Origin of the sequence: Sphingobium sp. SA916, assembly GCF_002894065.1 — a bacterium.
Taxonomy (GTDB): Bacteria; Pseudomonadota; Alphaproteobacteria; order Sphingomonadales; family Sphingomonadaceae; genus Sphingobium; species Sphingobium fuliginis.
Map to the genome: position 1 here is coordinate 22808 of NZ_LXYF01000045.1, position 25474 is coordinate 48281.

At 66.7% G+C, this 25474-nt stretch carries 25 protein-coding genes; 20 read left to right on the plus strand and 5 right to left on the minus strand.

What is annotated here, in order from left to right; translation table 11 throughout:
• Window positions 1-236 precede the first annotated feature (236 nt).
• The 4 genes from A8G00_RS14485 to epsC all read left to right on the plus strand — a co-directional run bounded on the left by A8G00_RS14485 (window position 237) and on the right by epsC (window position 4371).
• Window positions 237-1082 (plus strand): TorF family putative porin, encoded by an 846-nt coding sequence (locus A8G00_RS14485; protein WP_025549718.1) that lies wholly within the window; start codon window positions 237-239, stop codon window positions 1080-1082.
• Between the two features lie 165 nt (window positions 1083-1247).
• Entirely contained in the window at window positions 1248-1958 is a 711-nt protein-coding gene (locus A8G00_RS14490) for a response regulator (RefSeq protein WP_025549717.1), read from the plus strand.
• Window positions 1955-3274, plus strand: a complete 1320-nt coding sequence (locus A8G00_RS14495) for an ATP-binding protein (protein WP_025549716.1) — start codon at window positions 1955-1957, stop codon at window positions 3272-3274. The genes A8G00_RS14490 and A8G00_RS14495 overlap by 4 nt, the downstream gene beginning before the upstream one ends.
• A gap of 92 nt (window positions 3275-3366) precedes the next feature.
• The gene (gene epsC, locus A8G00_RS14500; protein WP_025549715.1) at window positions 3367-4371 is read left to right on the plus strand and encodes a serine O-acetyltransferase EpsC; all 1005 of its coding nucleotides are present in this window, start codon (window positions 3367-3369) and stop codon (window positions 4369-4371) included.
• A 63-nt stretch (window positions 4372-4434) separates the two neighbouring features.
• Here epsC and A8G00_RS14505 read toward each other — a convergent pair whose 3' ends face one another.
• Window positions 4435-6087, minus strand: a complete 1653-nt coding sequence (locus tag A8G00_RS14505) for an alkaline phosphatase family protein (protein WP_103000995.1) — start codon at window positions 6085-6087, stop codon at window positions 4435-4437.
• A gap of 79 nt (window positions 6088-6166) precedes the next feature.
• Between A8G00_RS14505 and A8G00_RS14510 the strand changes: the two genes are divergently transcribed.
• From A8G00_RS14510 to A8G00_RS14550, 9 genes are all read left to right on the plus strand, one after another.
• Window positions 6167-8200 carry a protein-disulfide reductase DsbD gene (locus tag A8G00_RS14510; RefSeq protein ID WP_103000996.1) on the plus strand — a complete coding sequence of 678 codons (2034 nt, stop codon included), beginning with the start codon at window positions 6167-6169 and terminating at the stop codon, window positions 8198-8200.
• Window positions 8200-8937: a TlyA family RNA methyltransferase gene (locus A8G00_RS14515; RefSeq protein WP_103000997.1), complete on the plus strand. Its 738-nt coding sequence runs from the start codon at window positions 8200-8202 to the stop codon at window positions 8935-8937. The genes A8G00_RS14510 and A8G00_RS14515 overlap by 1 nt, the downstream gene beginning before the upstream one ends.
• 87 nt (window positions 8938-9024) lie before the next feature.
• Window positions 9025-10083: an efflux RND transporter periplasmic adaptor subunit gene (locus tag A8G00_RS14520; RefSeq protein WP_061936890.1), complete on the plus strand. Its 1059-nt coding sequence runs from the start codon at window positions 9025-9027 to the stop codon at window positions 10081-10083.
• A 12-nt stretch (window positions 10084-10095) separates the two neighbouring features.
• On the plus strand, window positions 10096-13200 hold the full coding sequence (locus A8G00_RS14525) for an efflux RND transporter permease subunit (RefSeq protein ID WP_103000998.1): 3105 nt from the start codon (window positions 10096-10098) through the stop codon (window positions 13198-13200).
• A gap of 20 nt (window positions 13201-13220) precedes the next feature.
• Window positions 13221-13769 (plus strand): TspO/MBR family protein, encoded by a 549-nt coding sequence (locus tag A8G00_RS14530; RefSeq protein WP_025549710.1) that lies wholly within the window; start codon window positions 13221-13223, stop codon window positions 13767-13769.
• Window positions 13770-13814: 45 nt separating this feature from the next.
• Window positions 13815-14105 carry an accessory factor UbiK family protein gene (locus A8G00_RS14535; protein ID WP_007683948.1) on the plus strand — a complete coding sequence of 97 codons (291 nt, stop codon included), beginning with the start codon at window positions 13815-13817 and terminating at the stop codon, window positions 14103-14105.
• A gap of 91 nt (window positions 14106-14196) precedes the next feature.
• Window positions 14197-14703, plus strand: coding sequence for a YbjN domain-containing protein (locus A8G00_RS14540; RefSeq protein ID WP_025549709.1), 507 nt, complete (start codon window positions 14197-14199; stop codon window positions 14701-14703).
• 11 nt (window positions 14704-14714) lie between these two features.
• A complete protein-coding gene (locus A8G00_RS14545; RefSeq protein ID WP_103000999.1) occupies window positions 14715-15527 on the plus strand; it encodes a pyrroline-5-carboxylate reductase in 813 nt (270 codons plus the stop codon).
• Window positions 15528-15597: 70 nt separating this feature from the next.
• Window positions 15598-16101 (plus strand): asparaginase domain-containing protein, encoded by a 504-nt coding sequence (locus tag A8G00_RS14550; RefSeq protein WP_103001000.1) that lies wholly within the window; start codon window positions 15598-15600, stop codon window positions 16099-16101.
• A gap of 76 nt (window positions 16102-16177) precedes the next feature.
• On the opposite strand, the gene A8G00_RS14555 is transcribed toward A8G00_RS14550, so the two are convergent.
• Both A8G00_RS14555 and A8G00_RS14560 read right to left on the minus strand, forming a co-directional pair.
• Window positions 16178-16804, minus strand: a complete 627-nt coding sequence (locus A8G00_RS14555) for a hypothetical protein (protein WP_025549706.1) — start codon at window positions 16802-16804, stop codon at window positions 16178-16180.
• A gap of 104 nt (window positions 16805-16908) precedes the next feature.
• Window positions 16909-18354: a sigma-54 dependent transcriptional regulator gene (locus A8G00_RS14560; protein WP_044661720.1), complete on the minus strand. Its 1446-nt coding sequence runs from the start codon at window positions 18352-18354 to the stop codon at window positions 16909-16911.
• A 169-nt stretch (window positions 18355-18523) separates the two neighbouring features.
• Between A8G00_RS14560 and A8G00_RS14565 the strand changes: the two genes are divergently transcribed.
• From A8G00_RS14565 to A8G00_RS14595, 7 genes are all read left to right on the plus strand, one after another.
• Window positions 18524-18631 carry an aa3-type cytochrome c oxidase subunit IV gene (locus A8G00_RS14565; RefSeq protein ID WP_226869800.1) on the plus strand — a complete coding sequence of 36 codons (108 nt, stop codon included), beginning with the start codon at window positions 18524-18526 and terminating at the stop codon, window positions 18629-18631.
• 29 nt (window positions 18632-18660) lie between these two features.
• Complete coding sequence (locus tag A8G00_RS14570; protein WP_103001001.1) at window positions 18661-18930, plus strand: proton-translocating transhydrogenase family protein; 270 nt, start codon at window positions 18661-18663, stop codon at window positions 18928-18930.
• Window positions 18930-19739, plus strand: coding sequence for an NAD(P)(+) transhydrogenase (Re/Si-specific) subunit beta (locus tag A8G00_RS14575; RefSeq protein ID WP_253258001.1), 810 nt, complete (start codon window positions 18930-18932; stop codon window positions 19737-19739). Before A8G00_RS14570 ends, A8G00_RS14575 begins: the two co-directional genes overlap by 1 nt.
• Window positions 19740-19798: 59 nt before the next feature.
• Complete coding sequence (locus tag A8G00_RS14580) at window positions 19799-20491, plus strand: aspartate/glutamate racemase family protein (RefSeq protein ID WP_025549702.1); 693 nt, start codon at window positions 19799-19801, stop codon at window positions 20489-20491.
• Between the two features lie 305 nt (window positions 20492-20796).
• Window positions 20797-22254 carry an IMP dehydrogenase gene (gene guaB / locus A8G00_RS14585; protein ID WP_025549701.1) on the plus strand — a complete coding sequence of 486 codons (1458 nt, stop codon included), beginning with the start codon at window positions 20797-20799 and terminating at the stop codon, window positions 22252-22254.
• Window positions 22255-22300: 46 nt separating this feature from the next.
• On the plus strand, window positions 22301-23476 hold the full coding sequence (locus A8G00_RS14590) for an RsmB/NOP family class I SAM-dependent RNA methyltransferase (protein WP_103001003.1): 1176 nt from the start codon (window positions 22301-22303) through the stop codon (window positions 23474-23476).
• A gap of 77 nt (window positions 23477-23553) precedes the next feature.
• Complete coding sequence (locus A8G00_RS14595; RefSeq protein WP_044663058.1) at window positions 23554-24072, plus strand: tetratricopeptide repeat protein; 519 nt, start codon at window positions 23554-23556, stop codon at window positions 24070-24072.
• Window positions 24073-24441: 369 nt separating this feature from the next.
• On the opposite strand, the gene ndk is transcribed toward A8G00_RS14595, so the two are convergent.
• The gene (gene ndk, locus A8G00_RS14600; RefSeq protein ID WP_007684133.1) at window positions 24442-24864 is read right to left on the minus strand and encodes a nucleoside-diphosphate kinase; all 423 of its coding nucleotides are present in this window, start codon (window positions 24862-24864) and stop codon (window positions 24442-24444) included.
• 93 nt (window positions 24865-24957) lie between these two features.
• Window positions 24958-25407, minus strand: coding sequence for a DNA polymerase III subunit chi (locus tag A8G00_RS14605; RefSeq protein WP_103001004.1), 450 nt, complete (start codon window positions 25405-25407; stop codon window positions 24958-24960).
• Window positions 25408-25474: the final 67 nt, after the last annotated feature.

Consider the following 25474-nt stretch of genomic DNA (forward strand, 5'->3'; position numbering starts at 1 on the left):
TTTTTCGTTAAGATGCAAACTGGAAACACAATAGAAATATTCAGAAGACTGTAGGACAATAATCGTGTTGCGGACATCACAGTGCCTTCATGTCCTTTCGCATTTGCGAAAAAGCCATTTCCCCAATTCGCCTTATCCCCATAACTTGCTCTCGATCCGCCGGTATCGAAGACGATAAGACAAGAGATCTTCGGACGGAGCGGACGCAGGACGGAACATTCTTACGTAAAAGGGGAATGTTCATGAAGTATCAGATTGCCTGTGCCGCGCTTGCGCTGCTTTCCAGCGCTCCGGCTTTCGCTCAGGAAGAGCCCGCAGGCCCCGTCACCGTCACTGGCAGCGTCGGCCTGGTTTCCGACTATCGTTTCCGCGGCGTGTCGCAGAGCGACCGTGGCATGGCCATTCAGGGCGGCATCACCGCCACGCATGAAAGCGGCTTCTATGTCGGCACCTGGGGTTCGAGCCTTGGCGGCTGGGGCCGTTTCGGCGGGGCGAACATGGAACTCGACCTGGTCGCCGGCTATTCCGCCGCGCTGGGCGAGGGCACCACGGTCGACGTCGGCCTGACCTGGTACATGTATCCGTCGGGCGCCGACAAGACCGACTTCGCCGAACCCTATGTGAAGCTGTCCCACCAGTTCGGCCCGGTCAAGGGCCTGGTCGGCGTCGCCTATGCTCCCAAGCAGGAAGCGCTCGGCAAGTGGCAGAGCAGCGCCACCAGCGGCATCGACGATCCAGGCGACAAGGAAGACAATTTCTACGTCTGGGGGGATCTGAGCGCCGCGGTTCCCAACACCCCCGTCACGCTGAAGGCCCATATGGGCTGGTCGAACGGCAATTCGGGCCTGGGCCCCAACGGCACCTCGATCGCGCCCACCGGCAAATATCTCGACTGGCTGGTCGGCGCCGACCTGGCCATTCCCGGCACGCCGCTGACCGTTGGCGTCGCCTATGTCGACACCGACATCGCCAGGGTCGAGGAAGAATATCTGCGCCCGAACTTCATGGTCAATGACAGCAAGGACTTCGGCAAGTCGATCGCGCGCAGCACGATCCTCTTCTCGCTGAGCGCCGCTTTCTGATCCCATGCGCCGGGCCCGGTTCGCCGGGCCCGGCCATGCTTCTTTCCCGGTCGTGACAAATTGTTTCTGCTGTCGCATCCGGGCGCTTCCCGCCGGCCCTGCGGTTGACCCGGGGTCCGGCCGTCCTTATCCCGCTGTCATGCCCATAGCCGTGCCGACATTTTCATGACCGCGCCGACCATCATCCTTGTCGAAGACGACCCGCCGCTGCGCACCCTGACGGCGCGGGCGCTGCAGGAGCATGGCTATCAGGTCCGCCCGGCGTCCTCCGGGCCGGAGATGTGGGTGGCGTTCGACGCCGGGCCGGTCGACCTTGTCGTGCTGGACGTCATGCTGCCGGGCACCAACGGCATCGATCTCTGCCGCCAGATCCGCCGCAAGAGCGACGTTCCCATCATCTTCATCAGCGCCAAGGGCAGCGAGACCGACCGCATCGTCGGGCTGGAGCTGGGCGCGGACGACTATCTGCCCAAGCCCTTCGGCACGCGCGAGCTGATCGCCCGCATCCGCGCCATATTGCGCCGCGTCGGCGTGGAGCGCGGCCCGGACGAGCATCGCGAGAATGAGGCGCGTTTCGACGGCTGGATCGTCAACTTCCCCCGGCGGGAACTGCGTTCGCCGACCGGCGCCATCGTCGACCTGACCGGCGCGGAGTTCGACCTGCTGGGCAGCTTCCTCAGCCATCCGCAGCGCGTCATCGCCCGCGAGCGGCTGATCGAGCTTTCGCGCACCCGCATGGGCGACAGCAGCGACCGCAGCATCGACGTGCTGGTCAGCCGCCTGCGCCGCAAGCTGTCGACGCAGGATCGCACGGCGCCGATCACCACCGTTCGCGGCGTCGGCTATATGTTCAACGCGGAGGTCAGCCGCGCTTGAGACGGCATGTCAGCCTGGTCGGGCAGATTTTCGCGATCCTGCTGCTGACCCTGACGCTGGAATTCGCCGTCGGCATCTTCCTGAACGAACGGTCCAACCACCTCTCGCTGCAGGATGACGAGGCCCGGCGCCTGGCCGAACATCTGGTCATCGCGCGCAAGCTGCTGACCGAACATCCGCCGGATGAGCGGCATGCGCTGTCGCTGCAACTCACCACCGATCGCTACGACGTGCACTGGACCCCGTCCTCGCCGCCGCCGCCGGCGCTGGCGCCGGGGCTGGAGCGGATGCGCCGGCAGATCGTCAACTGGGAACCGACGCTGGAACAGTCGGGCCTGTGGCTGCGCCTCGCTTCGCCCGGCCGGGTTTCGGAGATCAATGGCGGCCTGCGGCTGGCAGATGGAAGCTGGCTTTATTTCGGCATGCGCCATAGCGGCGGCAAATGGACCTTCGCCATCGGCCGCATGGGGCTGGCGCTGATCCCGGTGCTGGCGCTGCTGATCGTCGGCGGCATCATGATCCGGCGGACGCTGGCGCCGCTGCGCGACCTGACCCGCGCGACCGAGCGCATTGGCCTGAGCGACGAAGTGATTGTGGAGGAGGGCGGGTCCAATGACGTCCGCAACCTCATCCGCGCCTTCAACGCCATGCAGAAGCGCATCCATCGCCTCATCACCGAACGGACGGAGACTCTGGCGGCGGTCGGCCACGACATGCGGACCCCGCTCGCCCGGTTGCGGCTGCGGCTGGAGAACCTGCCCGACAATGAAGCGCGGGAGGCGATCGAGGGCGACCTCGCTGAAATGGGCGAGATGATCGATTCGCTGCTTGCCTTCCTGGGCGGCGAGAAGAATGGCGAACCGCCGGTGCGCACCGACCTGGCCGTGCTGGTGGCGACGGTGGTCGACGCCTTCCAGGATCAGGGCAGGCAGGTCGATTATGCGGGGCCCGACCATCTCGAAATGGCGGTGCGGTCGCTCACCCTGCGCCGGGCGATCGTCAACCTGATCGAAAATGCGCTGCACTATGGCAGCCGCGCCCGCGTCACGCTGGAGCGCCGCGACCGGGAAGTGCTGATCCGGGTCGACGATGACGGGCCCGGCATCCCGCGCGACAAGCTGGACGAGGTGTTGAAGCCCTTTGCGCGTCTGGACGAGGCGCGGCAGCGCAACACGCGCGGGCTTGGCCTGGGTCTGGCCATCGTCGCGCGGGCCGTGGAACTGGAGGGGGGCGAACTGACCCTCGCCAACCGGCCCGAAGGGGGATTGCGGGCGGAAATATGCCTGCATCTTCCGGCCGATGCCCAGAAGCGCTGACAAAAGAGAATCTGCCTGCCCCCAAGCAAAACTCATTTACTGGCGGGCGGGATGCCGCGCTATGCCGGGCGTCTGTATGAAAAGAGGCGCTTATGACGGCAGAAGGCGAAAAGGAAATCGCCCAGGGTTATTGGGATATAGACAGGCTGGCGACCGAGCTGGGCGCGGTGCGGCGGCGCTGGCGGCAGGGGCAGGATCACCATGCCGAATATGGCGCGGAGGGATTTCCGTCGCGCGCCACGCTGACCAAGATCATGGAGGCGCTGTGCGGTGCGCTGTTTCCGCTGCGCCTTGGCCCCAGCTTCGTGCGCCTGCATAATGAGGACGCCTATGTCGCCCAGACGCTGCAGACGGTGCTCAGCCGGCTTTACGGACAGATCAGGCTGGAACTGATCTATGCGATGAAGGACGAGCCGATCGCGCATGTAGACCGGGAAGCGTCGCGCATCATCGGCGCTTTCGCGGAAAGCCTGCCGGCCCTGCGCGAACTGCTCGACAGCGATGTGGAGGCGGCCTTTCTGGGCGATCCCGCCGCGCGCAGCGTGGATGAGGTGCTGATCTGCTATCCCTCGATGATGGCGATCACGCACCATCGTCTGGCGCATCGGCTTTATCAGCTGGGCGCGCCGCTGGTGGCGCGGATCATCTCCGAAATCGCGCATGGCAGCACCGGGATAGACATTCATCCGGGTGCGAGGATCGGGCACAGCTTCTTCATCGACCATGGCACCGGCGTGGTCATCGGGGAGACGGCGATCGTCGGGGACCGGGTGCGCGTCTATCAGGGCGTGACGCTGGGCGCGCGCAGCTTCCCGGCCGATGAGAAGGGCGCGCTGGAAAAGGCCCTGCCGCGCCATCCGATCATCGAGGACGATGTGGTGATCTATGCCGGCGCGACGATATTGGGGCGCATCATCATCGGCAGCCGGTCGGTGATCGGCGGCAATGTCTGGCTGACCGACAGCGTGCCCGCGGACAGCAACGTCCGCCAGGCCAAGGCGCATTATGAAGTCACCAGCCGCGTGGAAGTGTCCGCGCCCCATCGCGTCCACGCGCTGCTGGAGGAAGGGCGCGACGGGATAGCGGAGAATATCTGAGGCGGCAGCGAGCCTCCAAAAACTTCGTCATCCCGCCTTCGCGGGAATGACGGGTTTATTGATTTACTCCGCCGCGCAGCTATCCCCGTCCCCGGCGATCAGGTCGAGGCAGCGCCCGTCGATCTGGTCCTTCGGCACCGGCAATTCGATCAGCGCGGCCAGCGTCGGCATGATGTCCACCGTTTCCACGCCGAGCGGCTGTTCGAAATGGGCCAGCCCCTTGCGCCAGAACAGGATCGGCACGCGGCGGTCGGTATCCCAGGGCGAGCCATGGGTCGCGACCGATCCCATCACCGCCGCTTCGGGGATCGACATGACGCGCGGCTTCAGCAGCAGCAGCAGGTCGCCCGAACGCTGCGGGTCGAAGCTGGCGCGGGCTTCCTGGATCAGCGACCAGCTTTCCGGGGGCCCGGAGGGGGAGGGGGTGGCGGCGATTTCCGCCCTGGTGAAGACGGTCTGCACCTGGGGGTGAGCGCGGAGAAGGGCCAGGGCCGCCGCTTCCACCCTGTCGCGCTGGGCGGCAGTCAGGCTGCGGTCGAAATAGAGGTCGCCCGCCGGGCCATCGCCCCAGATCAGCGTCTTGCCCATGATGCCGGTCCTTTCCGCGACCGCCGCCGACAATGCCTTGGGCGTGAGCGCCCTGTCGACGCGCTGCTCCATCGGCATGGCGTTCATCCGGTGCCGCTCGGGCAGGTCATGGCCGCCATGGTCGGCGGTCAGCACCACGGCATAGTCGATGCCATCCTTGTCCAGCCGGTCGAAGAAGGCGCCCAGTTCGCGGTCCAGCCGGTCGACCTGGATGCAGCTTTCCGTACCCTCCGTGCCGTAGGTGTGGCCGATATAGTCCGTCGCGGACAGGCCGATGGAGATGATGTCGGTCTGCGCCTGCCTGCCCAGGGCCATGTTCTCGACGGCGGCGGCGGCGAAGGCGAGGGTCATCGCATCCTGCTCCGGCGAGATGCGGAAGGCCTTGTAATCGCCCGCCTCCCGCGCGAAACGGCCGGTGCCGACGATCCGGTCGCCCGCCTTCACCGGAAAATCCTTGGCCGCGCATTGCGGCGGCAGTTCGAAGCCGGGATTGCCCTCTGCCAGACGCTGGGCCATCACCTCATTGACCCTGGCGACCAGCGGCGGCGTCGCCACGCCCTGGTAGCTGACATAGCCCTTCGGCCCGCCCAGCCACCAGACCTGATCGGCCGTCGGTCCGCCCATCATGATCGCCGCGCGGTCCTTGCCCGCGACCGATACGACGCGCGTCGCCGGATTGGCCGCCTTCATCCGCCCGCCCAGCGTCGGCACCCTGAGATGCATTGGCGAAGCCTGGTAATTTTCGCTGTCGGTGCCCGGCTGCGTCTCATCCTCCGCGCAATAGACCAGCTTGTCGGCGCGGGCGGTGCGCAGGTCGAACCAGCTATTGGCGATGATGCCGGTGCGCGACGGGCGGCTGCCGGTCAGGATGGTGCTGTGGCCGGGGCAGGTTTCGGTCGCGGCATGGCTTTGATAACCGCGCGGGAAGACGATGCCCTGTTCCGTCAGCCGCTTGAGGCCGCCGCTATAATATTGGCGATATTCGCTGAACAGATCGGCGGAAAACTGGTCGACGGCGATGGCGACGATCAGCCTGGGCGGGGCGGAAGGCGTTGGGGTGGTCGCTGGTTGGGCCAGCGCGGGCAGCGAACTGGCGATGAGCAGGGCGGCGGCGACTTTTTTGAACATGGGGGAGGAGACCTTCTGATGCCTTGACGGCGCATGCAAGCGGACCTAGCCCCCTTGCGTCCACCGGAACAGAGGCCCGATGCGGATTTTTCATGTCCTTCTGATGACAGTGCTTTTGCTGTTCGCGCCAGCCATGGCGCGGGCGCAGGGCGCGTTCGGCGGGGGCGCGCCGCATATCGCGGCGGAACTGACCGCCGAAAGCGCCGTGCCGAGGCCGGGCGAGGGGCAGGCGTCGGGCACGACGATCGCCTTTTCCATGACGCCGGAGCCGGGCTGGCACGGCTATTGGGAAAATCCCGGCGATGCGGGGCTGGGCATGACCGTGAAATGGACGCTGCCCAAGGGGGTGGCCATCGGCCCGCTGCGCTATCCGGTGCCGGAGACATTGTTGATCTCCGGCCTCATGAACCATGTCTATGAGGGCCCCTATGGCGTGCTGGCGAAGCTGACCGTCGCGCCGGACGTGCCCAAGGGCACGAAGCTGCCGATCCGCGTCCGCGCCGACTGGCTGGCCTGCACCGACAAGGTCTGCGTGCCCGAGGGGGCGGAACTGGCGCTGGACCTGATGGCGGGCGACGGCTCCGTCCTGCCGGGCAGCAGGGCGCAGTTCGACGGCTGGCGCAGCCACCTCCCGCGTCCGCTGGGCAGCGAGGCGGCCTATGCCATGGCTGACGGTCGCCTGCGCCTGTCCATTCCTTTCCCCGCGGCGGCGAGCGCCCGCGACGTCCATCTTTTCGCGCTGGCCGACGGCCTCATCCGCTATGCCGCCCCGCAAAGCGTCACGCGGCAGGGCGATCGGCTGCTGATCGAAACCGAAGCCGGACAAGGCATGAAATCCGGGCCGGTCCAGGCCGTCCTGCGCACCGGCGACCATGTCGGTTTCCTGCTGACGGCACGGCCCGGCGCGGTTGCCGCGGTGCGGCCCGCCACCTTCCAGACGGTCCTCCTCGCGCTGGTCGGCGCGCTGGTCGGCGGCCTGCTGCTCAACATCATGCCCTGCGTCTTTCCGATCCTGGGGCTGAAGGCGATGAAGCTCGCCCGCGCGGGGGGCGATGAGCATGTCGTCCGGCGGGAGGCGCTGGCCTACAGCCTTGGCATCATCCTCACCTGCCTCGCGCTGGGCGGCCTGCTGCTGGGCCTGCGCGCGGCGGGCGCGGCCGTGGGCTGGGCGTTCCAGTTGCAGGACCCGCGCATCATCCTGCTGCTGTTGCTGCTGGTGACGGCGATCACGCTCAACCTCGCCGGGCTGTTCGAACTCAGCGCCTTCGGCGGTGGCGACAGGCTGGCGGACAAGGGCGGCGCGTCCGGCGCCTTCTGGACCGGCGCGCTGGTCGCCTTCGTCGCCACGCCCTGCACCGGGCCGTTCATGGGCGCCGCCATGGGCGCGGCGCTGGTCCTGCCGCTCGGCGCGGCGCTGGCGATCTTCGCGGGGCTGGGCCTTGGCCTGGCGCTGCCCTTTCTGGCGCTGGCCTATATCCCGCCGCTCCGCACGCGGTTGCCCAGGCCCGGCGCGTGGATGGGGCGGCTTCAGAAGATCCTCGCCATCCCGATGGCGTTGACCGCGCTGGGCCTGCTGTGGCTGCTCGGCCAGCAGCGCGGCGTTATGGCCATCATGCTGGGCGTCGCCGCGGCGCTGATCCTCGGCGCCGGCCTGTGGTGGCTTGGGCGCAGGCAGCGTCACGGCCGGCGCGGCGGGCTTGCCATGATCTGCGCGGCGCTCATCCTCTTCGCAGGCGCCGCCATTTTGTTGCCGGCGCATGCGCCGGCCGCCGCGGCATCGGCCCATGGCGTCCCCTTCGACGAAGCCCGCCTTGCCAGCCTTCGCGCCGCGAAAAAGCCGGTTTTCCTTTATTTCACCGCCGATTGGTGCCTGACCTGCAAGGCCAATGAAGCCGCCGCCATCGATCGCGAAGAGACCCGCGCGGCCTTCAAAAGGGCCGGCGTCACGGTGATGGTGGGCGACTGGACCAATGCCGACCCCGCCATTACCCGCTTCCTGGAAGGGCAGGGGCGTTCCGGCGTCCCGCTCTACCTCTGGTATGCGCCCGGCCGGGAGGCGCAGACATTGCCGCAGCTTCTGACGCCCGCCACGCTGACGGCGCTGGTGCCCTGATGGCCAAGGTCCGCGCTGATCAGCTGCTCGTCGACAGCGGCCTTGCCGAAAGCCGGGCGCGCGCGCAGGCGCTGATCCTGGCCGGCCTCGTCTTCCTGGGCGACCGGAAGATCGACAAGGCCGGGCAGCAGGTCGCCGCCGACGCCGGGCTGGAGGTGAAGGGCCGCGACCATCCCTGGGTGTCGCGGGGCGGCATCAAGCTGGCCCATGCGCTGGAGCATTTCCATATCGACGTGACCGGCGCCGTCGCCATCGACGTCGGCAGTTCGACCGGAGGCTTCACCGACGTCCTGCTGACGCATGGCGCGGCGCGGGTCTATGCGGTGGACAGCGGCACCAACCAGCTTGCCTGGAAGCTGCGTTCCGACCCCCGCGTCATCGTCCATGAACAGACCAGCGCCCGCATCCTGACCGCCGATCACATCCCGGAGCCGGTGGACATCATCGTCTGCGACGCCAGCTTCATAGCGCTCGCCAAGGTATTGGACCGGCCCTTGAGCTTCGCCCGTCCCGGCGCGCGCCTGGTCGCCCTCATCAAGCCGCAGTTCGAGGCGGGGCGGGAGGAAGTCGGCAAGGGCGGGGTCGTGCGCGATCCCGCGATCCATGAACGGGTGTGCAACGACGTCCGGGAATGGGTGTCGTCGCGGGGGTGGCAGGTCGAAGGCATAACCGCCAGCCCGATTACCGGCCCACAGGGCAATGTCGAATTTCTCCTCTTCGCAATATTTGGCGGATAATCCCATCCTGTTCGTTTCGCCGCTATAGTCATCATCTGCGACAAATGCCCATTTGAGTCGCTTGCAAAGGCCGATTAGCCCGATCCCATGCGCACCATCCTGCCTGTCTTCCTGATCGCGCTGACCCTTTCCGCCTGTGGCGGTCAAAAGGAAAAGAAGCCGCGTCCTTCCGCACTGGTCGAAGCCGCACCCATATTGCGCGAAACCTTTACCGACAATCTGGACGCGGTCGGCACCGCCTTCGCCAATGAGCAGGTGGTGTTGTCCGCCCCGGTGACGGAGCGGATCGTCTCCCTCAATTTCAGCGACGGCGGCTATGTCAGCAAGGGGCAGGTGATCGCGTCCCTGGCCGTGGGTCAGGAGAAGGCGGAGCTCGCCGCCGCCCAGGCGCAGGCGCTTCAGGCGCAGCAGCAACTGGAGCGCATCAAGGCGTTGAAGGAGCGGGGCTTCGCAACCGCCGCCAGCCTCGACAGCCAGGTCGCGCTGGCCAATGCCGCCCGCGCCAGCGCGCAGCAGGCCCGCGCCTCCATCGGGGACCGGGTGGTCCGCGCGCCTTTCTCCGGCTGGGTCAGCCTGCGCATGGTGTCGCCCGGCGCCATCGTCACCGCCGGCACGCCGATCGCCACGGTCAGCGACATTTCGCGGATCAAGCTGGACTTCACCATCCCCGAAACCCGCCTGGCGCTGGTGCGGGAGGGGCAGCCGATCAGGGCGGTCTCCGCCGCCTGGCCCGACCGGCCCTTCACCGGCACCATCGCCACCATCGATCCGGTGATCGACCCCGCCACCCGCGCCGTCCGGATACGCGCGATCCTGCCCAATCCCGACCGCGCGCTGAAGCCCGGCATGCTGCTGACGGTGAATGTGCTTGCGAAGCAGCGCCAGTCGCTGGCCGTGCCCGAGCTGGCGGTCGTGGGCGATGGTGAGGATCGCTTCGTCTTCCTGGTGGAGGATGGCAAGGCCAGGCGGACCAGGGTCGATACCGGCATCCGCCAGAACGGGCTGGTCGAGATATTGGGCGGGGTGAAACCGGGCCAGACGGTCGTCACCGACGGCGTCGTCAAGCTGACCGACGGCGTGCCCGTCCGCCTGCCCGGCGACAAGCCGGAAGCGAAAAGCGCCAGCGCCGGCCGGGCGGCCGGTTAGGGAGGCGCGGCCATGCAGCTTTCGGACCTGTCCGTCCGTCGCCCGGTCTTCGCGGCGGTCGTCGCGGTGCTGCTCTGCATCGTCGGGATGGTCGGCTATCTCAGCCTTTCCATTCGCGAATATCCCGATACCGATCCGCCCATCGTCTCGGTGGAGACGACCTATACCGGTGCGGCGGCGTCGGTGGTGGAAACCCGCATCACCCAGATCATCGAGGATGGCGTCGCGGGCGTACAGGGCATACAGAATATCACCTCGACCTCGCGCGACGGCGTCTCCTCGATCAGCATTGAATTCGATCCGTCGCGCGACATCGATTCCGCCGCGAACGACGTGCGCGACCGCGTGGGCGGCGTGGTGGAGGATCTGCCGGAGGATGCGCTCGCGCCCGAAATCCGGAAGGTCGATGCGGATGCGCGGTCGATATTGTTCATCGTGTTCACCAGGGACGGCTGGACCCCGACGCAGATCGCCGACTATCTCGACCGCAATGTGCTGGACCGTTTCTCGGCCATTGACGGCGTCGCCCGCGTCACCGGCGGCGGCGACGAACGGCCCTCCACCCGTATCTGGCTGAATGCGGAGAAGCTGACCGCCTTCGGTATCACGCCGGGCGACATAGAGGCCGCCCTGCGCGCACAGAATGTCGAACTGCCCGCCGGGCGCTTCGAATCGAAGGACCAGAACCAGACGCTGCGCGTCGAGCGCGCCTTTTCCACGCCCGAACAATTCGCCCAGCTTGTCGTCGGGCGCGGTGCGGACGGTTATCAGGTGAAGCTGGGCGATGTCGCGCGGATCGAGCAGGGCGCGGAAAACCCCTATACCTCCTTCCGCTCCAACGCCGCGACAGGCGTCGGCGTGGGCATCATCCGCCAGTCGGGCGCGAACACGCTGGAGGTCGCGGAAAAGGCGAAGGCGCTGATCGCTGAACTGCGGCCCACGCTTCCCGCGGGCATGAAAGTCACCATCGGATCGGACGAATCGCTGTTCATCAGCCGCGCCATCGACAATGTCTACGACACGCTGGCCGAAGCGGCGCTGCTGGTCGTGCTGGTCATCTTCCTCTTCCTCGGCTCCCTGCGCGCGACGATCATTCCGTCGGTCACAGTGCCGATCTGCCTGCTGGCGACCTGCGCGGTCATGTGGCTGCTGGGGCTGTCGATCAATCTGCTCACGTTGCTCGCCTTCGTGCTGGCCATCGGCCTGGTGGTGGACGACGCCATCGTCGTGCTGGAGAATGTCTATCACCGCATCGAACAGGGGGAGGACCCGCTGGTCGCCTCCTATCTCGGCACGCGGCAGGTGGGCTTCGCCATCATTTCGACCACGCTGGTGGTCTGCGCGGTGTTCGTGCCGGTGATGTTCCTCGCCGGGCAGACGGGCCTGCTCTTCCGCGAACTCGCCATCGCGATGATCGCCGCCATCGCCTTTTCGGGCTTCATTTCCCTGAGCCTCGCGCCGATGCTCTGTTCGAAGCTGTTGCGTCATTCCGAACGGTCACGCCTGTCGCGCTGGGTCGACGAGCGGTTCCAGCGGCTGGAGGCGGGCTATGCGCGGCTGCTGGACCGCGTGCTGAAACGGCCCGTCCTCGCTCTCGTGCCCGTGCTGCTGTTCCTGGCGGGGGCGGGCGTGCTGTTCACCACGCTGCCGACCGAACTGGCCCCGGCGGAGGATACCGGCGTCGTCGATGGGCAGGTGACTGCGCCCGAAGGCACCGGGTTCGACCGCATGAACGCCTATATGCAGAGGATCGAGACCGATCTTCAGCCGTTGCGCGATGAAGGCACGCTGCAGGTGCTGAACATCCGTGCCCCCGCCGGCTTCGGCACCAGCGACGATTTCAACGGCGGCAACATCATCGCCTTCCTGCGGCCCTGGGAGGACCGCACGATCACCACGGCGCAGGTGGCCGACACCATCAACAAGGTGATCGCCAACCAGCCGGGGGTGCGCGGCAATGTCGCGCCGCGTTCCGGGCTGGGCCGTGGCCGTGGCCTGCCGGTCAATCTGGTGCTGGCCGGTGCGACCTATGAGGGGCTGGTGGCCGCGCGCGACCGCATCATGGCCGCCGCCGCGACCAATCCGGGCCTGATCAACCTCGATTCCGACTATAAGGAGACCAAGCCGCAGATGCGGATCGAGGTGGATCAGCAGCGGGCGGGCGACCTGGGCGTGTCTGCCAACGACATCAGCCAGGCCTTGCAGACGCTGCTCGGTTCCCGCCGCGTCACCACCTATGTCGACCGGGGCGAGGAATATCGCGTGCTGGTGCAGGCAGAGCGGGAGGGGCGGCAGACCCAGGCGGACCTCGAACGCATCAATGTGCGCAGCCGCACCGGCGTCCTCGTGCCGCTGTCCGCCGTGGTCACCGTCCGCGAGGTCGCCGGTCCGCGCCAGCTCAACCGCTACAACAAGCTGCGCGCCATCACGCTGACGGCCGCGCTCGCGCCGGGCTATTCGCTGGGCGAGGCGCTGGGTTTCCTGGAGGAACAGGCGCGCCAGTCGCCTGAGGTGCTGGCGCTCGGCTATCGGGGCGAGAGCCAGTCGCTGCGCGAGACCGGCGGGTCGATCTGGCTGGTCTTCGGGCTCACCATATTGATCGTCTATCTGCTGCTCGCCGCGCAGTTCGAAAGCTTCGTCCATCCCGGCGTCATCATCGCCACAGTGCCGCTGGCGGTGGCGGGCGGCGTGCTGGGGCTGGCGCTGACGGGCGGATCGGTCAATCTCTACAGCCAGATCGGCATCGTCATGCTGGTGGGGCTGGCGGCGAAGAACGGCATATTGATCGTCGAATTCGCCAACCAGCTGCGCGACGAGGGGCTGGAGATCGGCGCGGCCATCCGTCAGGCCGCCGCTCGCCGCCTGCGCCCGATCCTGATGACCTCCATCGCGACGGTCATCGGCGCCGTGCCGCTGGTCATTCGCGGCGGCGCGGGCGCGGCGGCGCGCCATTCCATCGGCGTGGTGGTGGTTTCGGGCGTCAGCCTGGCGACGCTGATCACGCTGTTCCTGATCCCGATCCTCTATTCGCGGGTTGCAGGACGAACCGTTTCACCGCAAACCGTCAGTCGGCGGCTTGACTCGGCCTTGAAGGATTCGCCCGAAGCCGCCGAATAAAAGGTGGAGCTTCGTTGCCGATGAACGAGATTGCGTCTCCGGGTCAATTACGTCTTGCCTATGCGCGCTGGGCGCTGGTTACTGTGCCTGCGATTGTTTTCCTTGGCTTTCTTTCGGGCAAGCTCGCCAATAGTGGCTATGGCAATCGCTGGTTCGCCGCCCTCGCCAAGCCGGAGCTGATCCCGCCCGGCTGGGTCTTCGGCCTTGCCTGGACCGTGCTCTACATATTGATGGCGCTCGCCTTCGCCATCGTCCTGCACGCGCGCGGCGCACGAGGGCGGGGCATCGCGATTGCGGCCTTCATCGTGCAACTGGGCCTCAACCTCCTCTGGTCCCCGCTTTTCTTCCGCGCGCATCTTGTGGACCAGGCGCTGCTGCTGATCGTCCTGCTGTTCCTGCTCGTCGCCGTCACGACCGCGCTGTTCTGGCGCGTCCGCCGCGTTGCGGGCCTGCTGCTGCTGCCCTATCTGTGCTGGCTGGCCTTCGCCTCCTACCTCAACTATGAGATCGGCCGCCTCAATCCGGATGCGGAAAGCCTTGGCAAACCCGCGCTCCAGACCCAGATATGATTTTTGGCGCCGCCCATGGCGGCGCCGCACGGAAGGATAAGCATCATGCAGAGCGAAAACCGCTTTTTCGACGACCTTGCCAAGCTGGTGAACGGCGCGGCCGGAACCGTCGCGGGCATGAGCCGGGAATTCGAGACCAATGCCCGCGAAAAGGCCAAGCAGTGGATCGGCGGCATGGATTTCGTCAGCCGCGACGAATTCGACGCGGTCAAGGCGTTGGCCGCCGCCGCCCGTGAGGAGGTGGAATTGCTGAAGGCCCGGCTCGACGCGCTGGAGGGCAAGGCGTCCGAACCGGTCAAGCAGACGGTCCGGGCCAAGCCCAGGGACGGCGAATAACCGGCTGATTTCCGGCGGAAGCGGAGTTGTCCACGCATTTTCCATGCCGCGCCGGTTTCCACCGGCGCAAAAAATGCTTTAAGGCGCGCAGATGATGGACAGCGACGAATATGAAAATGGCGGTCAGGAGGCCGCGCCGATCGACATGCTGGCCGCCTATTTCGAGGCGCATGGCTGGAGCTACGATCAGGTCGGTGAGGATGAGATCGTCGCCAGCACCCAGGGGTCCTGGGCGCAATATGAGCTGCGCGGCATCTGGCGCGACGAGGATCAGGTGCTGCAAATGCTCGCCTTGCCCGACATCAGGGTGAATGAGGACAAGCGCAGCGCCATCTACGAAACGCTGGGCCTGATCAACGAACAGCTTTGGCTCGGCCATTTCGAACTCTGGTCCTCCAGCGGCATCGTGCTGTTCCGCCACGGCGCGCTGCTGGGGGCGGGCGGCACGCTGACGCTCGACCAGGCGCAGATATTGGTGGAAACCGCCATAGACGAATGCGAGCGCTTCTATCCGGTGTTCCAGTTCGTCCTCTGGGGCGGCAAGACCCCGACGGAGGCGATTTCCGCCAGTCTCATCGAAACGCGCGGCGAAGCCTGAGACCCTTTCCCATGACCGACATCTGGCCCGACCATCTTTTCCTTGTCGGCTGCGGCAATATGGCGGGGCAGATGCTGCGGCGCTGGCTCGCCTGCGGTCTCGATCCGGCGCGGGTGGTCGTGTTGCGTCCCAGCGGCAAGGCGGTGGCGGAAGGGGTGAGGGTCGTCACCGACTATCCCGCCTCCCTGCCCGCCGGCACCACCATCCTGCTGGGCATGAAGCCCTATCAGCTTGGCGATGTCGCGGGCCTGCTTGCGCCGCTTTGCAGCGCCGATATGCGGATCGTTTCGATCCTTGCGGGAACGCGGCTGGCCGATCTGCGCGCCGTCTTCCCCGCGGCGGCGGAAATCGTCCGCGCCATGCCCAACCTGCCGGTGGGCATAGGGGAGGGTGTCACCGCGCTCCATGCGGATGCCGCATTCCCGGCGGCGTCGCGCAAGGCGGTGGAGGCGTTCATCGCCCCGCTAGGCCTAGCCGAATGGATTGCGGATGAAGGCCAGTTCAACGAAGTCACCGCGCTGTCCGGCTGCGGACCCGCCTTTCTGTTCCGCTTCGTCGATGCCCTTGCGCGGGCGGGCGAGGCGATCGGCCTCTCCGCCGACCAGGCCGGGCGCATGGCGCTCGCCACCGTGCGCGGCTCTGCCAGCATGGCTGCCATGGCGAGCGAAAGCCCGGCCGTGCTGGCGGATCGCGTGGCCAGCCCCGGCGGCATGACGCGGCAGGGTCTGAACGTGCTCGATGCCGACGACCGGTTGCTGAAGCTGCTCACCGATACGCTGGTCGCCGCGCGCAACCGGGGCGAGGCGATGGCCCGGGGCGAATAGGGCCTGGGCGGTTCACCTCTTCCCGAAAATCCCTTAGAGAAACGACATTTCCCTCCTTTGGAGTCCTGCGATGCTGTCCCCCGAAACGTCCATCCTTGTCCTCACCACCGGGGGAACGATCGACAAGATCTATTTCGATGCGCTGTCGGATTATCAGGTAGGCGAAACGGTGGTGGCGAAGCTGCTGGACATCGCCCGCGTCAAGCGGCCCTTCCGCATCGAGGAAGTGGTGCGCAAGGACAGCCTGGAACTGGACGATGCCGACCGCGCCCTGATCCGCGACCGTGTGGCCGCCGCGTCTGAAAGCCATATCGTCATCACCCACGGCACCGACACGATGACGGAGACGGCGAAGCTGCTTTCCGCCATCGCCGGCAAGACGGTCGTGCTGGCGGGCGCGCTCGCCCCGGCGCGTTTCGGGGAAAGCGACGCCAGCTTCAACCTCGGCATGGCCTTTGCTACGGTGCAGCTGGCCGCGCCGGGCGTTTACATCACGATGAGCGGATCGGTTTTCCGGGCCGACAGGGTGGTGAAGGATCGGGAAAAGGGCGCCTTCGTCCCGATTGGCGAGTGAGTTTGCGCTGGGGGTGTTCCTGGTCGATCAGGGGACATTTCCCCTCTCGCCCATGATCCCTTCATGACCCGCCGCTTCAGCGCGTGCCGGCATTCTCCGCCGCCACGGGAACCGCGCCGCCCTCCGGCGTCTGCGCCTTGGGCGCGAAGATGCGGAGGCTGTCGAGCGTCTTTTCCGCCATCGCCTGATATTGCTCGCTCAGCATTTCAGGATAGACGAAGCTGGCCGTGACGATGGAGCCGTCCGGCTGTTTCATCAGCCGCAGCGCGACATTGTTGCCCTCGCCGTCATTGGCGGTGCCGCGATATTCATTATCGCCGATATAGTCGCCGCTCACCCCTTCGGAGCCTTCGCTCACCGTCTCGACGATCTGTTGCAGCGTCTGGTCGCCCTCCTTCTTCTGCCAGAAGATGCGGACGTCCGCGCCCGCGCCAGGGTCCTGATAGACCACGCCGTCCGCATTGCTGGAGGCCGCGTCCTTCTGCCAGCCTTCGGGGAAGGTGATGGAAAAGCCGCGCTCGACATTGACATAGTTGCGGGATGCGGGCGTGTCGGCCTTCGCTTCGGCCATCGCCCTGGCCGCGGCGGCATTGGCGGCGGCGGCGAGTTCGTCCTGGCTTGGGAGGTCCTCCACCGGTTCCGCGCGGCCGCAGGCGACCAGCAGGAGGAGGGGCATGGCGGCGGCGAGGATGGCGCTTTTCATCGCTCCCCCAAAGCATAGCCGCCGCGACATTTCAACGCCGCAACCGCGTGTGGCGCGATGGGACGACGGCAGTGCGGGGCGTCCGCCCGCGGCAGCCGGTCCGATCAGGCAGCGCTGTCGATGCCCAGTTCGGCGAGCTTGCGGTAGAGGGTCGAGCGGCCGATGCCCAGCCGCCGGGCCACTTCGGTCATGCGCCCGCGATAATGGCCGATGGCCAGGCGGATGACGTCCGCTTCGATCTCCGCCAGTTGGCGGACATGGCCGTCGCCTTCGAACAGGGTGATGCCGGCGGCCTCTCGATGCGGCTGCGGCACGGCATGGAGCCGGCCACGGGACTCGCCATGGCCGCGCCCGCGAATATGGGCGGCGATCTGTGGAAAATCCTGGGGCGTAAGAGCATCGCCCTCGCACAGCACCGCGGCGCGGAACAGGGCGTTCTGAAGCTGGCGCACATTGCCCGGCCAGTCATGCTGCATCAGCAGCGCCAGCGCGTCGTCGGTAAGGCCAAGGCCGCGCAATCCCGGCTGGGTCGCGATGCGGGCGAGCAGATGGCGGCACAGCGCCGGCACATCGCCCAGACGTTCGCGCAGCGGCGGAATGGTGAGCTGCACGACGTTGAGGCGGTAATATAGGTCTTCGCGGAAGCGCCCCGCCTCGATCTCGTCGTGCAGCCGCTTGTTGGTGGCGGCGATGACGCGGACATCGACATGGATCGGGCGGCGCGCGCCTATGGGCTGGACTTCGCCGTCCTGAAGCACGCGCAGCAGCTTCACCTGCGCGTCCAGCGGCATTTCGCTCACTTCGTCGAGGAAGATCGTGCCCATGTCGGCGGCGACGAATTTGCCGACCTGCCGGTCGAAGGCGCCGGTGAAGGCGCCGCGTTCATGGCCGAACAGGTCGGATTCCACCAGATTGGCCGGGATCGCGCCGCAATTGACGGTGATCATCGCCTGCTTGTGGCGGGGGGAAGCGGCGTGGATCGCGCGGGCGATCACATCCTTGCCGACGCCGCTTTCGCCCTCGATCAGCACAGGGACGCGGGCGCGGGCCGCCTTGGCCGCGATGGCGAGCGCGGCGCGGAACTGCGGCGCGGCGCCGACCACATCCTCGAAGGACAGGGCGGCAGGGATCTTTTCGGTCAGCGGGCGCAACTCGCCCTTGCCATGTTCGCCGTTCAGCGTGGCGTTGAGCGCGGCGAGCAGCCGCTCAGGCGCGATCGGCTTGGCGAGATAGTCGGTGGCGCCGGCCCGCATCGCCTCCACCGCGACGGCGACATTGTTATGCGCGGTGAGGATCAATATGGGCAGGGCCGGCCGGCGGGCACGCAGTTCGCGGATCAGGCCGGTCGGCTCATAGCTCGGGCTCCACTGGTCGAGCAGCACGGCGTCGAGCCGCATGCCGTCCTGCGTGCCCAGCATCGCAATCGCGGTGTCGCCGTCATTGGCGAAGATGGTGCGCCATCCCGCACGGGCGGCGAGAGCCGACACCAGCCTGCGCTGCGCCGGCTCGTCGTCGATCAACATCAGCATCGGAACGCCGTCGCGCGCCATCCTTACCCCTCATAAGCGAACTGGTGCCGAAGGTAGGGAAGAGGGGTAAAGACCGGCTTAACCGGAAAAATTTTCTTGTCCGCTGACGGCTTGAGGGGGAGAGGGCTTGGCGATAAGAGGATGCCGCGAAACGGACAGAGAGGGACAGTGCATGGCTTCGGACGGGAATATGAACAGCGCAACCCAGACCTATGAAGGGTTCGTGGCCCTCATCAAATGGGGAACCATCGCCAGCGCCGTCGTCGCCGCTCTGGTCGTGCTGCTGATCGCCAGCTAAGCCAGGCTTGATCGCTGAAGGGGGAGCAGATGACGCCGTTCCTTCTCCCCTGCTTTTTGGCGGCCTGCATCGTCGGGGCGCTCGTTGCATGGCGGGCGCGGCCGGACGAGGGCTGGGCGCTCGTTTCCGTTCTTCAGATGCTGTCATCCGCCATTCTGGTCGGCGCGCTGATCGTGGCGGCGGAGGCGGGCAGCAGTATCGCCCGGACATTGGGCCTGCTGGCGACAGTGGCGGGCAGCGCCGGGTTTTGCGGCGGTTTGGTGGCGGCGCGGCGGATCGGCATGCCGCCGCGGCCATGATGGAAGGCGTGAACGCGACGATCCTCGCCGGCTGGTCGCTGGCCGCCTTATTGTTCGCGGCGGCTCTGCTGGCCCCGCTTGGCGGCGGGTTGCGGCGGGGCGCGCATCTGGCGGGCGCCGCGATGATGGTTGCGGGCGCCGTGACCCTCTACAGCCATGATGTCATGGCCCTGCCGCAAATCTGCGCGGCGCTGATCGCGGGAAGCGCGATCGGGCTGGCATTGGGGCGCGGCATGCCGCGATCCGCGCTTCCATCGCTGATGAGCGGTCTCATCGGACAGGCCGGCCTGGCGGCCGTCTTCATCGGCGGAGCGGCCTTGCGCGATCCGCATGCCTTCGGCCTGCTGGACGATGCGACGGACCGGCTGCGTATCGAGGGCGCCGCTGCGATCGGCGCAGCCGTCGCCTGCGGAGCCATGGCCTGCGCGGGGGCGGCGGCGGTCCTGTGGCGCGGGGCGGCGGGGCGGTGGCATCCGCTTGTGGCCGCTGCCATGCTGCCGGCGACCGGCGGGCTGGTCGCGGCCTTCATCGCGACTCCGGACCTGGGCAGGCTTCTTGCCTGCGTCGGAGCCGCATGGCTTGCGGGCTGGATGGTTGTGAAATGGGCCTTGTCGTGGGGAACCGGACCTGCGCTGGCGCTGGTGGGCGGCTTTGCCGGCTGGTCGCTGGCGGCGTCCGCTTTCCTGATGGAAAATATGCCGATGGCCGTCGCGGGAGGGCTGGCGGGCGCGGCGGGCAGCCTGTTCGGCGCGCGCCTTTGCGGCGGTGCGGGCAGGAAGGGGCTTGCCGATGCGGGACGCCGTCCCTAACGATTTGGGCGAGGGACAAGCCTGTCCGGCTTTGTCGGCGCATGGGGATAAGCGGATTCATGAAGAAGCTCGGCCTGATAGGCGGTCTCAGCTGGACGTCGACGGCGCGCTATTATCAGATCATCAACCAGGCGGTGTATCGCGCCCGGGGCGGCCAGCATAGCGCTCCGCTGCTGATCGAAAGCCTCGATTTCGCGGACATAGGCCGTTCCATCACCGAAGAGGAATGGGCCCATGCGGCCGATGTGCTGACCGCGTCCGCCAGGCGGCTGGAGCAGGGCGGGGCGGCGGCCTTGCTGATCTGCGCCAATTCCATGCACCGCGTCTATGACGATGTGCAGGCGGGCGTCGACATTCCGATCGTCAACATCGCCGAAGCCGTAGGGCGCAAGATGCAGGCCGACGGCATCGAAAAGGCCGCGCTGATCGGCACCCGCAATGTGATGACGGAGAAATTCTATCGCCAGCGGCTGGTGGCGCACGGCATATCGCTGCTGCCCCCGGACATGGAACTGGCCGAGCGGATCGACCGGATCGTCTATGACGAACTGACCATCGGCAAGGTCAGCCGCGAGTCGGAACGCTATATGAAGTCCGAACTCACCGACATCGCCAAGGAGAATGTGCAGGCGGCGATCCTGGCGTGCACCGAATTGGAGATGATCGTCGATGTGAAGGCGAACGTCCTGCCGATCTATGACGGCACCAGCATCCATGCACGTGCGGGCGTGGACGTGATCCTGGGGGATTGAGGCGTCTGGACCTTTAGCGGGCCTGGCCCCAATCCTCCCTCCGCGCAGCGGACGATGGAGCGAAACGCGCCGGCGTCGAGACGCCGGACGCCCGCCAATCCGGGGCGGCGACGGGAATCGCCTGCTTCTCTCGAACCTTCACCTTCCACCCCGTTGCGCGCCGCGCAGGGATTTTCTCGCCTCCGCAATAAAATGCTTTCGGGGGTCTGGCTGTTTTGCCGGTTAATGGTTACATGGGCCGCCACGAATCCCCCAGCGATCATGCCAGGCCCCCGCATGAAACGCGCAGCAGAAAGTGGCTTCACATGGACATCCGCCTTGGCCTCACCTTTGACGACGTGCTTTTGCAGCCCGCCGAATCCGATGTGCTGCCCAGCCAGGCGGACACCAGCACCCATGTGACCCGCGCAATCAAGCTCAACATCCCGATCCTCTCCTCCGCCATGGACACGGTGACGGAGGCGGACATGGCGATCGTCATGGCCCAGCTGGGCGGCCTTGGCGTGTTGCACCGCAACCTGTCGGTCGAGGAACAGGCCGACGCGGTACGCGCGGTCAAGCGCTTCGAAAGCGGCATGGTGGTCAATCCGATCACCATCACGCCCAATGCGACGCTGGCCGATGCGCAGATGCTGATGACCCGCCACAAGATCAGCGGCATTCCGGTGGTCGAGGCGTCGGGCAAGCTGGTCGGCATCCTCACCAATCGCGACGTGCGCTTTGCGGAGAACCCCGCTCAGCCGGTCAGCGAACTCATGACCCGCGACAATCTGGCGACGGTGAAGACCGGGGTGGGCCAGGACGAAGCGATGCGCCTGCTGCATCAGCGCCGCATCGAAAAGCTGCTGGTGGTGGACGATAATTATCATTGCGTCGGACTGATCACCGTCAAGGACATCGAAAAGGCCGTCACCTATCCGCAGGCGACCAAGGACGCTTCGGGCCGCCTGCGCGTGGCGGCGGCGTCGACCGTCGGCGACAAGGGGCTGGAACGCAGCAAGGCGCTGATCGACGCGGAATGCGACCTGATCGTCATCGACACGGCCCATGGCCACAGCCGCCAGGTCGCCGTCGCGGTCGAGGCGGTGAAGAAGCTGTCCAACCATGTCCAGGTGGTCGCCGGCAATGTCGCCACCGCCGAAGCGACCAAGGCGCTGATCGGCGCGGGCGCGGACTGCGTGAAGGTCGGGATCGGGCCGGGTTCCATCTGCACCACCCGCGTCGTCGCGGGCGTGGGCGTGCCGCAGCTGACCGCCGTCATGGATTCGGCCGAGGAAGCCGCGAAGCAGGGCGTGCCGGTGATCGCGGATGGCGGCCTGCGCACCTCCGGCGACGTGGCGAAGGCGCTGGCGGCGGGCGCGGGCTGCGTCATGGTGGGCTCCCTGCTCGCCGGTACGACGGAAGCTCCGGGCGAGACCTTCCTCTATCAGGGCCGCGCCTATAAGAGCTATCGCGGCATGGGCAGCGTCGGCGCCATGGCGCGGGGTTCCGCCGACCGCTATTTCCAGGCGGACATCAAGGACCAGATGAAGCTGGTGCCCGAGGGGATCGAAGGCCAGGTGCCGTTCAAGGGGCCGGCGAAGGACGTCATCCACCAGCTTGTCGGTGGCGTGAAGGCGGCCATGGGCTATACCGGCAGCGCCACGATCAAGGACCTTCAGGAACGGGCGCGCTTCGTCCAGATCACCAATGCCGGCCTGTCGGAAAGCCATGTCCACGACGTGACGATCACGCGGGAAGCACCCAATTATCCGACGCGGTAAGGCCCTTTTTCCATTCTCTTCCTTTCCCGTGATGGGGGAGTAGCGCATGACCCCGTCCGCACGCGTTCAGGCCGCGATTGAGTTGCTCGACGCCATCATATCGTCGGCGCGTGACGGCGGGCCGGCGGCGGATACGCTGATTGCCCGCTATTTCAAGGATCGGCGCTATGCCGGATCGCGGGACCGGCGGGCGGTGCGCGACCATGTCTATGACGCCGTGCGCCGCGCGGCCGAGCGTCCCGAAAGCGGGCGCGCCGCGATGGTCGGGCTGGCCCGCGAGCGGCCGGAACTGGCGGAACTGTTCAATGGATCGGCCCATGGACCGGCGCCGATTTCCGCGGACGAGGCGGGAGCGGCGGCAGGCGTCGTGCCCGGCTGGATCGACCCTCTGCTGGCCGCGCCCGTGGAGCGCGAGGCCCTGTTGGGCCGGGCGCCGGTCGACCTGCGCATCAACCGGCTGAAGGCCGGCCCGGACAGGGTGGCGTCCTTCTATCCCGATGCGGTGCGTCTGTCCGGCCTGCCCGAGGCCTTGCGCCTGCCCGAAGGCGCGCCGGTCGAGCAGAGCGATCCCTGGAAATGGGGGCAGGTCGAGGTGCAGGATGCCGGCAGCCAATGGATCTCCGCCGCCTGCGGGGCGCAGCCGGGCATGACCGTGATCGATCTCTGCGCCGGGGCGGGGGGCAAGACGCTGGCGCTGGCGAGCGCCATGGCGGGCAAGGGCACGCTGATCGCCGCCGACACCATCCGGTCGCGGCTGTCGCGGCTCGACCCACGGGCGGAGCGGGCCGGGGCGACCTTCATCGAGACGCTGCTGCTGGATCAGGGGCATGAGGCGGGCGCGCTGCAAAGCCTGCATGGCCGCGCCGACGTGGTGCTGGTCGACGCGCCCTGTTCGGGCACCGGCACCTGGCGCCGCAATCCGGAGGCGCGCTGGCGGCTGACCCCCGCGCGGCTCGACCGGCTGGTGGCGGAGCAGGCGCGAATCCTGGATTTCGCTGCGCCTTTGCTGGCACCGGGCGGCCTGCTGGTCTATGCTACCTGCGCGCTGACGGACCGGGAGGGGCGGGATCAGGTGCGGGCATTTCTGGCACGGCATGCGGGATGGATGGCCGAACCGGTCGATGTGCCGACGGGCCGTGCCCATGGCGACGGGCTGCTGCTGACGCCGGCGCATGACGGGACGGACGGTTTCTATTTCGCGCGGCTGCGACGGACGGCGTGAAAGAGTCGATGGACAAGCGCCCGCAAAATCGCGAGACTTGGACGGAATCAGCGCCTGAAACATGGCTGGAGTTGTGCATGCGTTTTACCCCCGCTTCGATCGCCCTGGCCGTCCTGTTGACCACCGTTTCCAGCGTCGGGCTGACGCAGCGCCCGGATTCGCAGATTTCGCCGCTGTCCATCGAGTGGCAGAAGGCGGGCGAAGCAGCGCGCAAGGCGGGCAATTATCAGGGCGCCACCGACGCGCTGGAAAGCGCGTTGGCGGTCGATCCCCGCAACCGCATGGCCTATATCGAGCTGGCCGAAGTCGCGCGGGCCCAGGGATTGCAGGGCAAGGCGATCCGGCTGTATCGCGAGGCGCTGTTGCTGGAGCCCAATGACGTCGCCGCCCTGGTCGGTCAGGGCGAGGCGATGGTCGAGAAGGGCGCCATCGCCAAGGCGAAGGAAAATCTCGCCCAGGCGCAGGGGCTGTGCAAGGTGAACTGCGCGGCGGTCGGACAACTGGCGGCGGCGATAGAGAAGGGGCCGCCCGCGACGGTGCTGAGCGCGAAGGACAAGGTGCCCGCGCCCAAGGCGGCGGAAACCGAGACGCCCTGACCCGTTTCCGCGGGACTGTTATCGAACCTTTTACACCGAAGTTCACACCATATGCGCGCGCGTGCCTGCGCGCGTGGGCGGGCGCGTGTGGTTTACCGCATGTTTCAGGGAAGGAAGCGGGATAGGCCCGTGGATGCGGAACAGGACAGGCCGAAATCATGTTTCGGTCGAAAATAGGATGCTTTTTGGTCGGCCTGTGGCGATCGGGTTACGGGTGATCCTGGGTTGAAGTCATTCCGGTTCCGGGTTTGGCGGGTTGGATCATTTGAAGGGGGTCTGGCTTAAAATCCGTTTCCCACCCAAGATTCCAAAAGAAAAGGGCCGGCAGGCTTGTCGCCCCCGGCCCGTTTCCAATCCGACTATGCCGGATCAGCCGACGATTTCGTCCGGCTTGAAGAAATAGGCGATCTCGATCGCGGCATTTTCCTCGCTGTCGGAACCATGGACCGAATTGGCTTCGATCGATTCGGCATATTCCTTGCGGATGGTGCCCTCATCGGCATTGGCGGGGTTGGTGGCGCCCATGATGTCGCGGTTGCGCTTCACGGCGTCCTCGCCCTCCAGGACCTGCACGACCACCGGGCCGGAGATCATGAACGCGACCAGATCGGCGAAGAAGGGGCGTTCCTTGTGCACGGCGTAGAAGCCCTCGGCCTGCTCGCGGCTCATGCGGATGCGTTTGGAAGCGACGACGCGCAGGCCCGCTTCCTCCAGCTTCTTGGTCACGGCGCCCGTCAGGTTGCGACGGGTCGCGTCGGGCTTGATGATCGAAAAGGTGCGGGTCACGGCCATAAGGCTCAAAAGCTCCGAATTGTTGGGATAAGTTGGCGCGCCCTTTAGACCGGGCCGCAGCCTATCGCAAGAGGGCTGATCTTTGGTCCATGCTTATGGACCTTGCACCCATTTGCGGCCTTCCTGCCGCCAGAATCGTGGCGTCACGCCATCCCGTTTGGCGAGATCGCGCCAGCTTGCCCGCGCGCCTTCGACGGTTTCCGCGTCGAAGAAGTAAAAGGCCCGCTCGAAACCCAGCGCCTCCTCGCGCCAGAGACCATCGGCCAATGCGACATGCCGTGCCCCATTGGCGGCCAGATCGACGCTTGGGCAATCCTGCGCCAGCAGCACCGGCTGCACCGATTCGCCGCCCTGGCCCGCCCGGCCATGCGCCAGGAAGCTTTCCGGCGGCCCCGCCCACAGCCCGGCGGAGATTCGCTCCAGCCGTTCAGGCTCCCCCGCCACCACCAGCAGTCGCTCGCCCATGTCCAGGATACGGCCCGCTATGGCAGGCAGCACCTGTTCCACCGGATCGCGGCTGAGCTGGTAGAAATCGACTTGCATTCTTCACGCTCTAACCGTTCGCCCCAGGCTTGTCGAACCGAAGGTCGGCGAGGCCAACGGCTTCGAC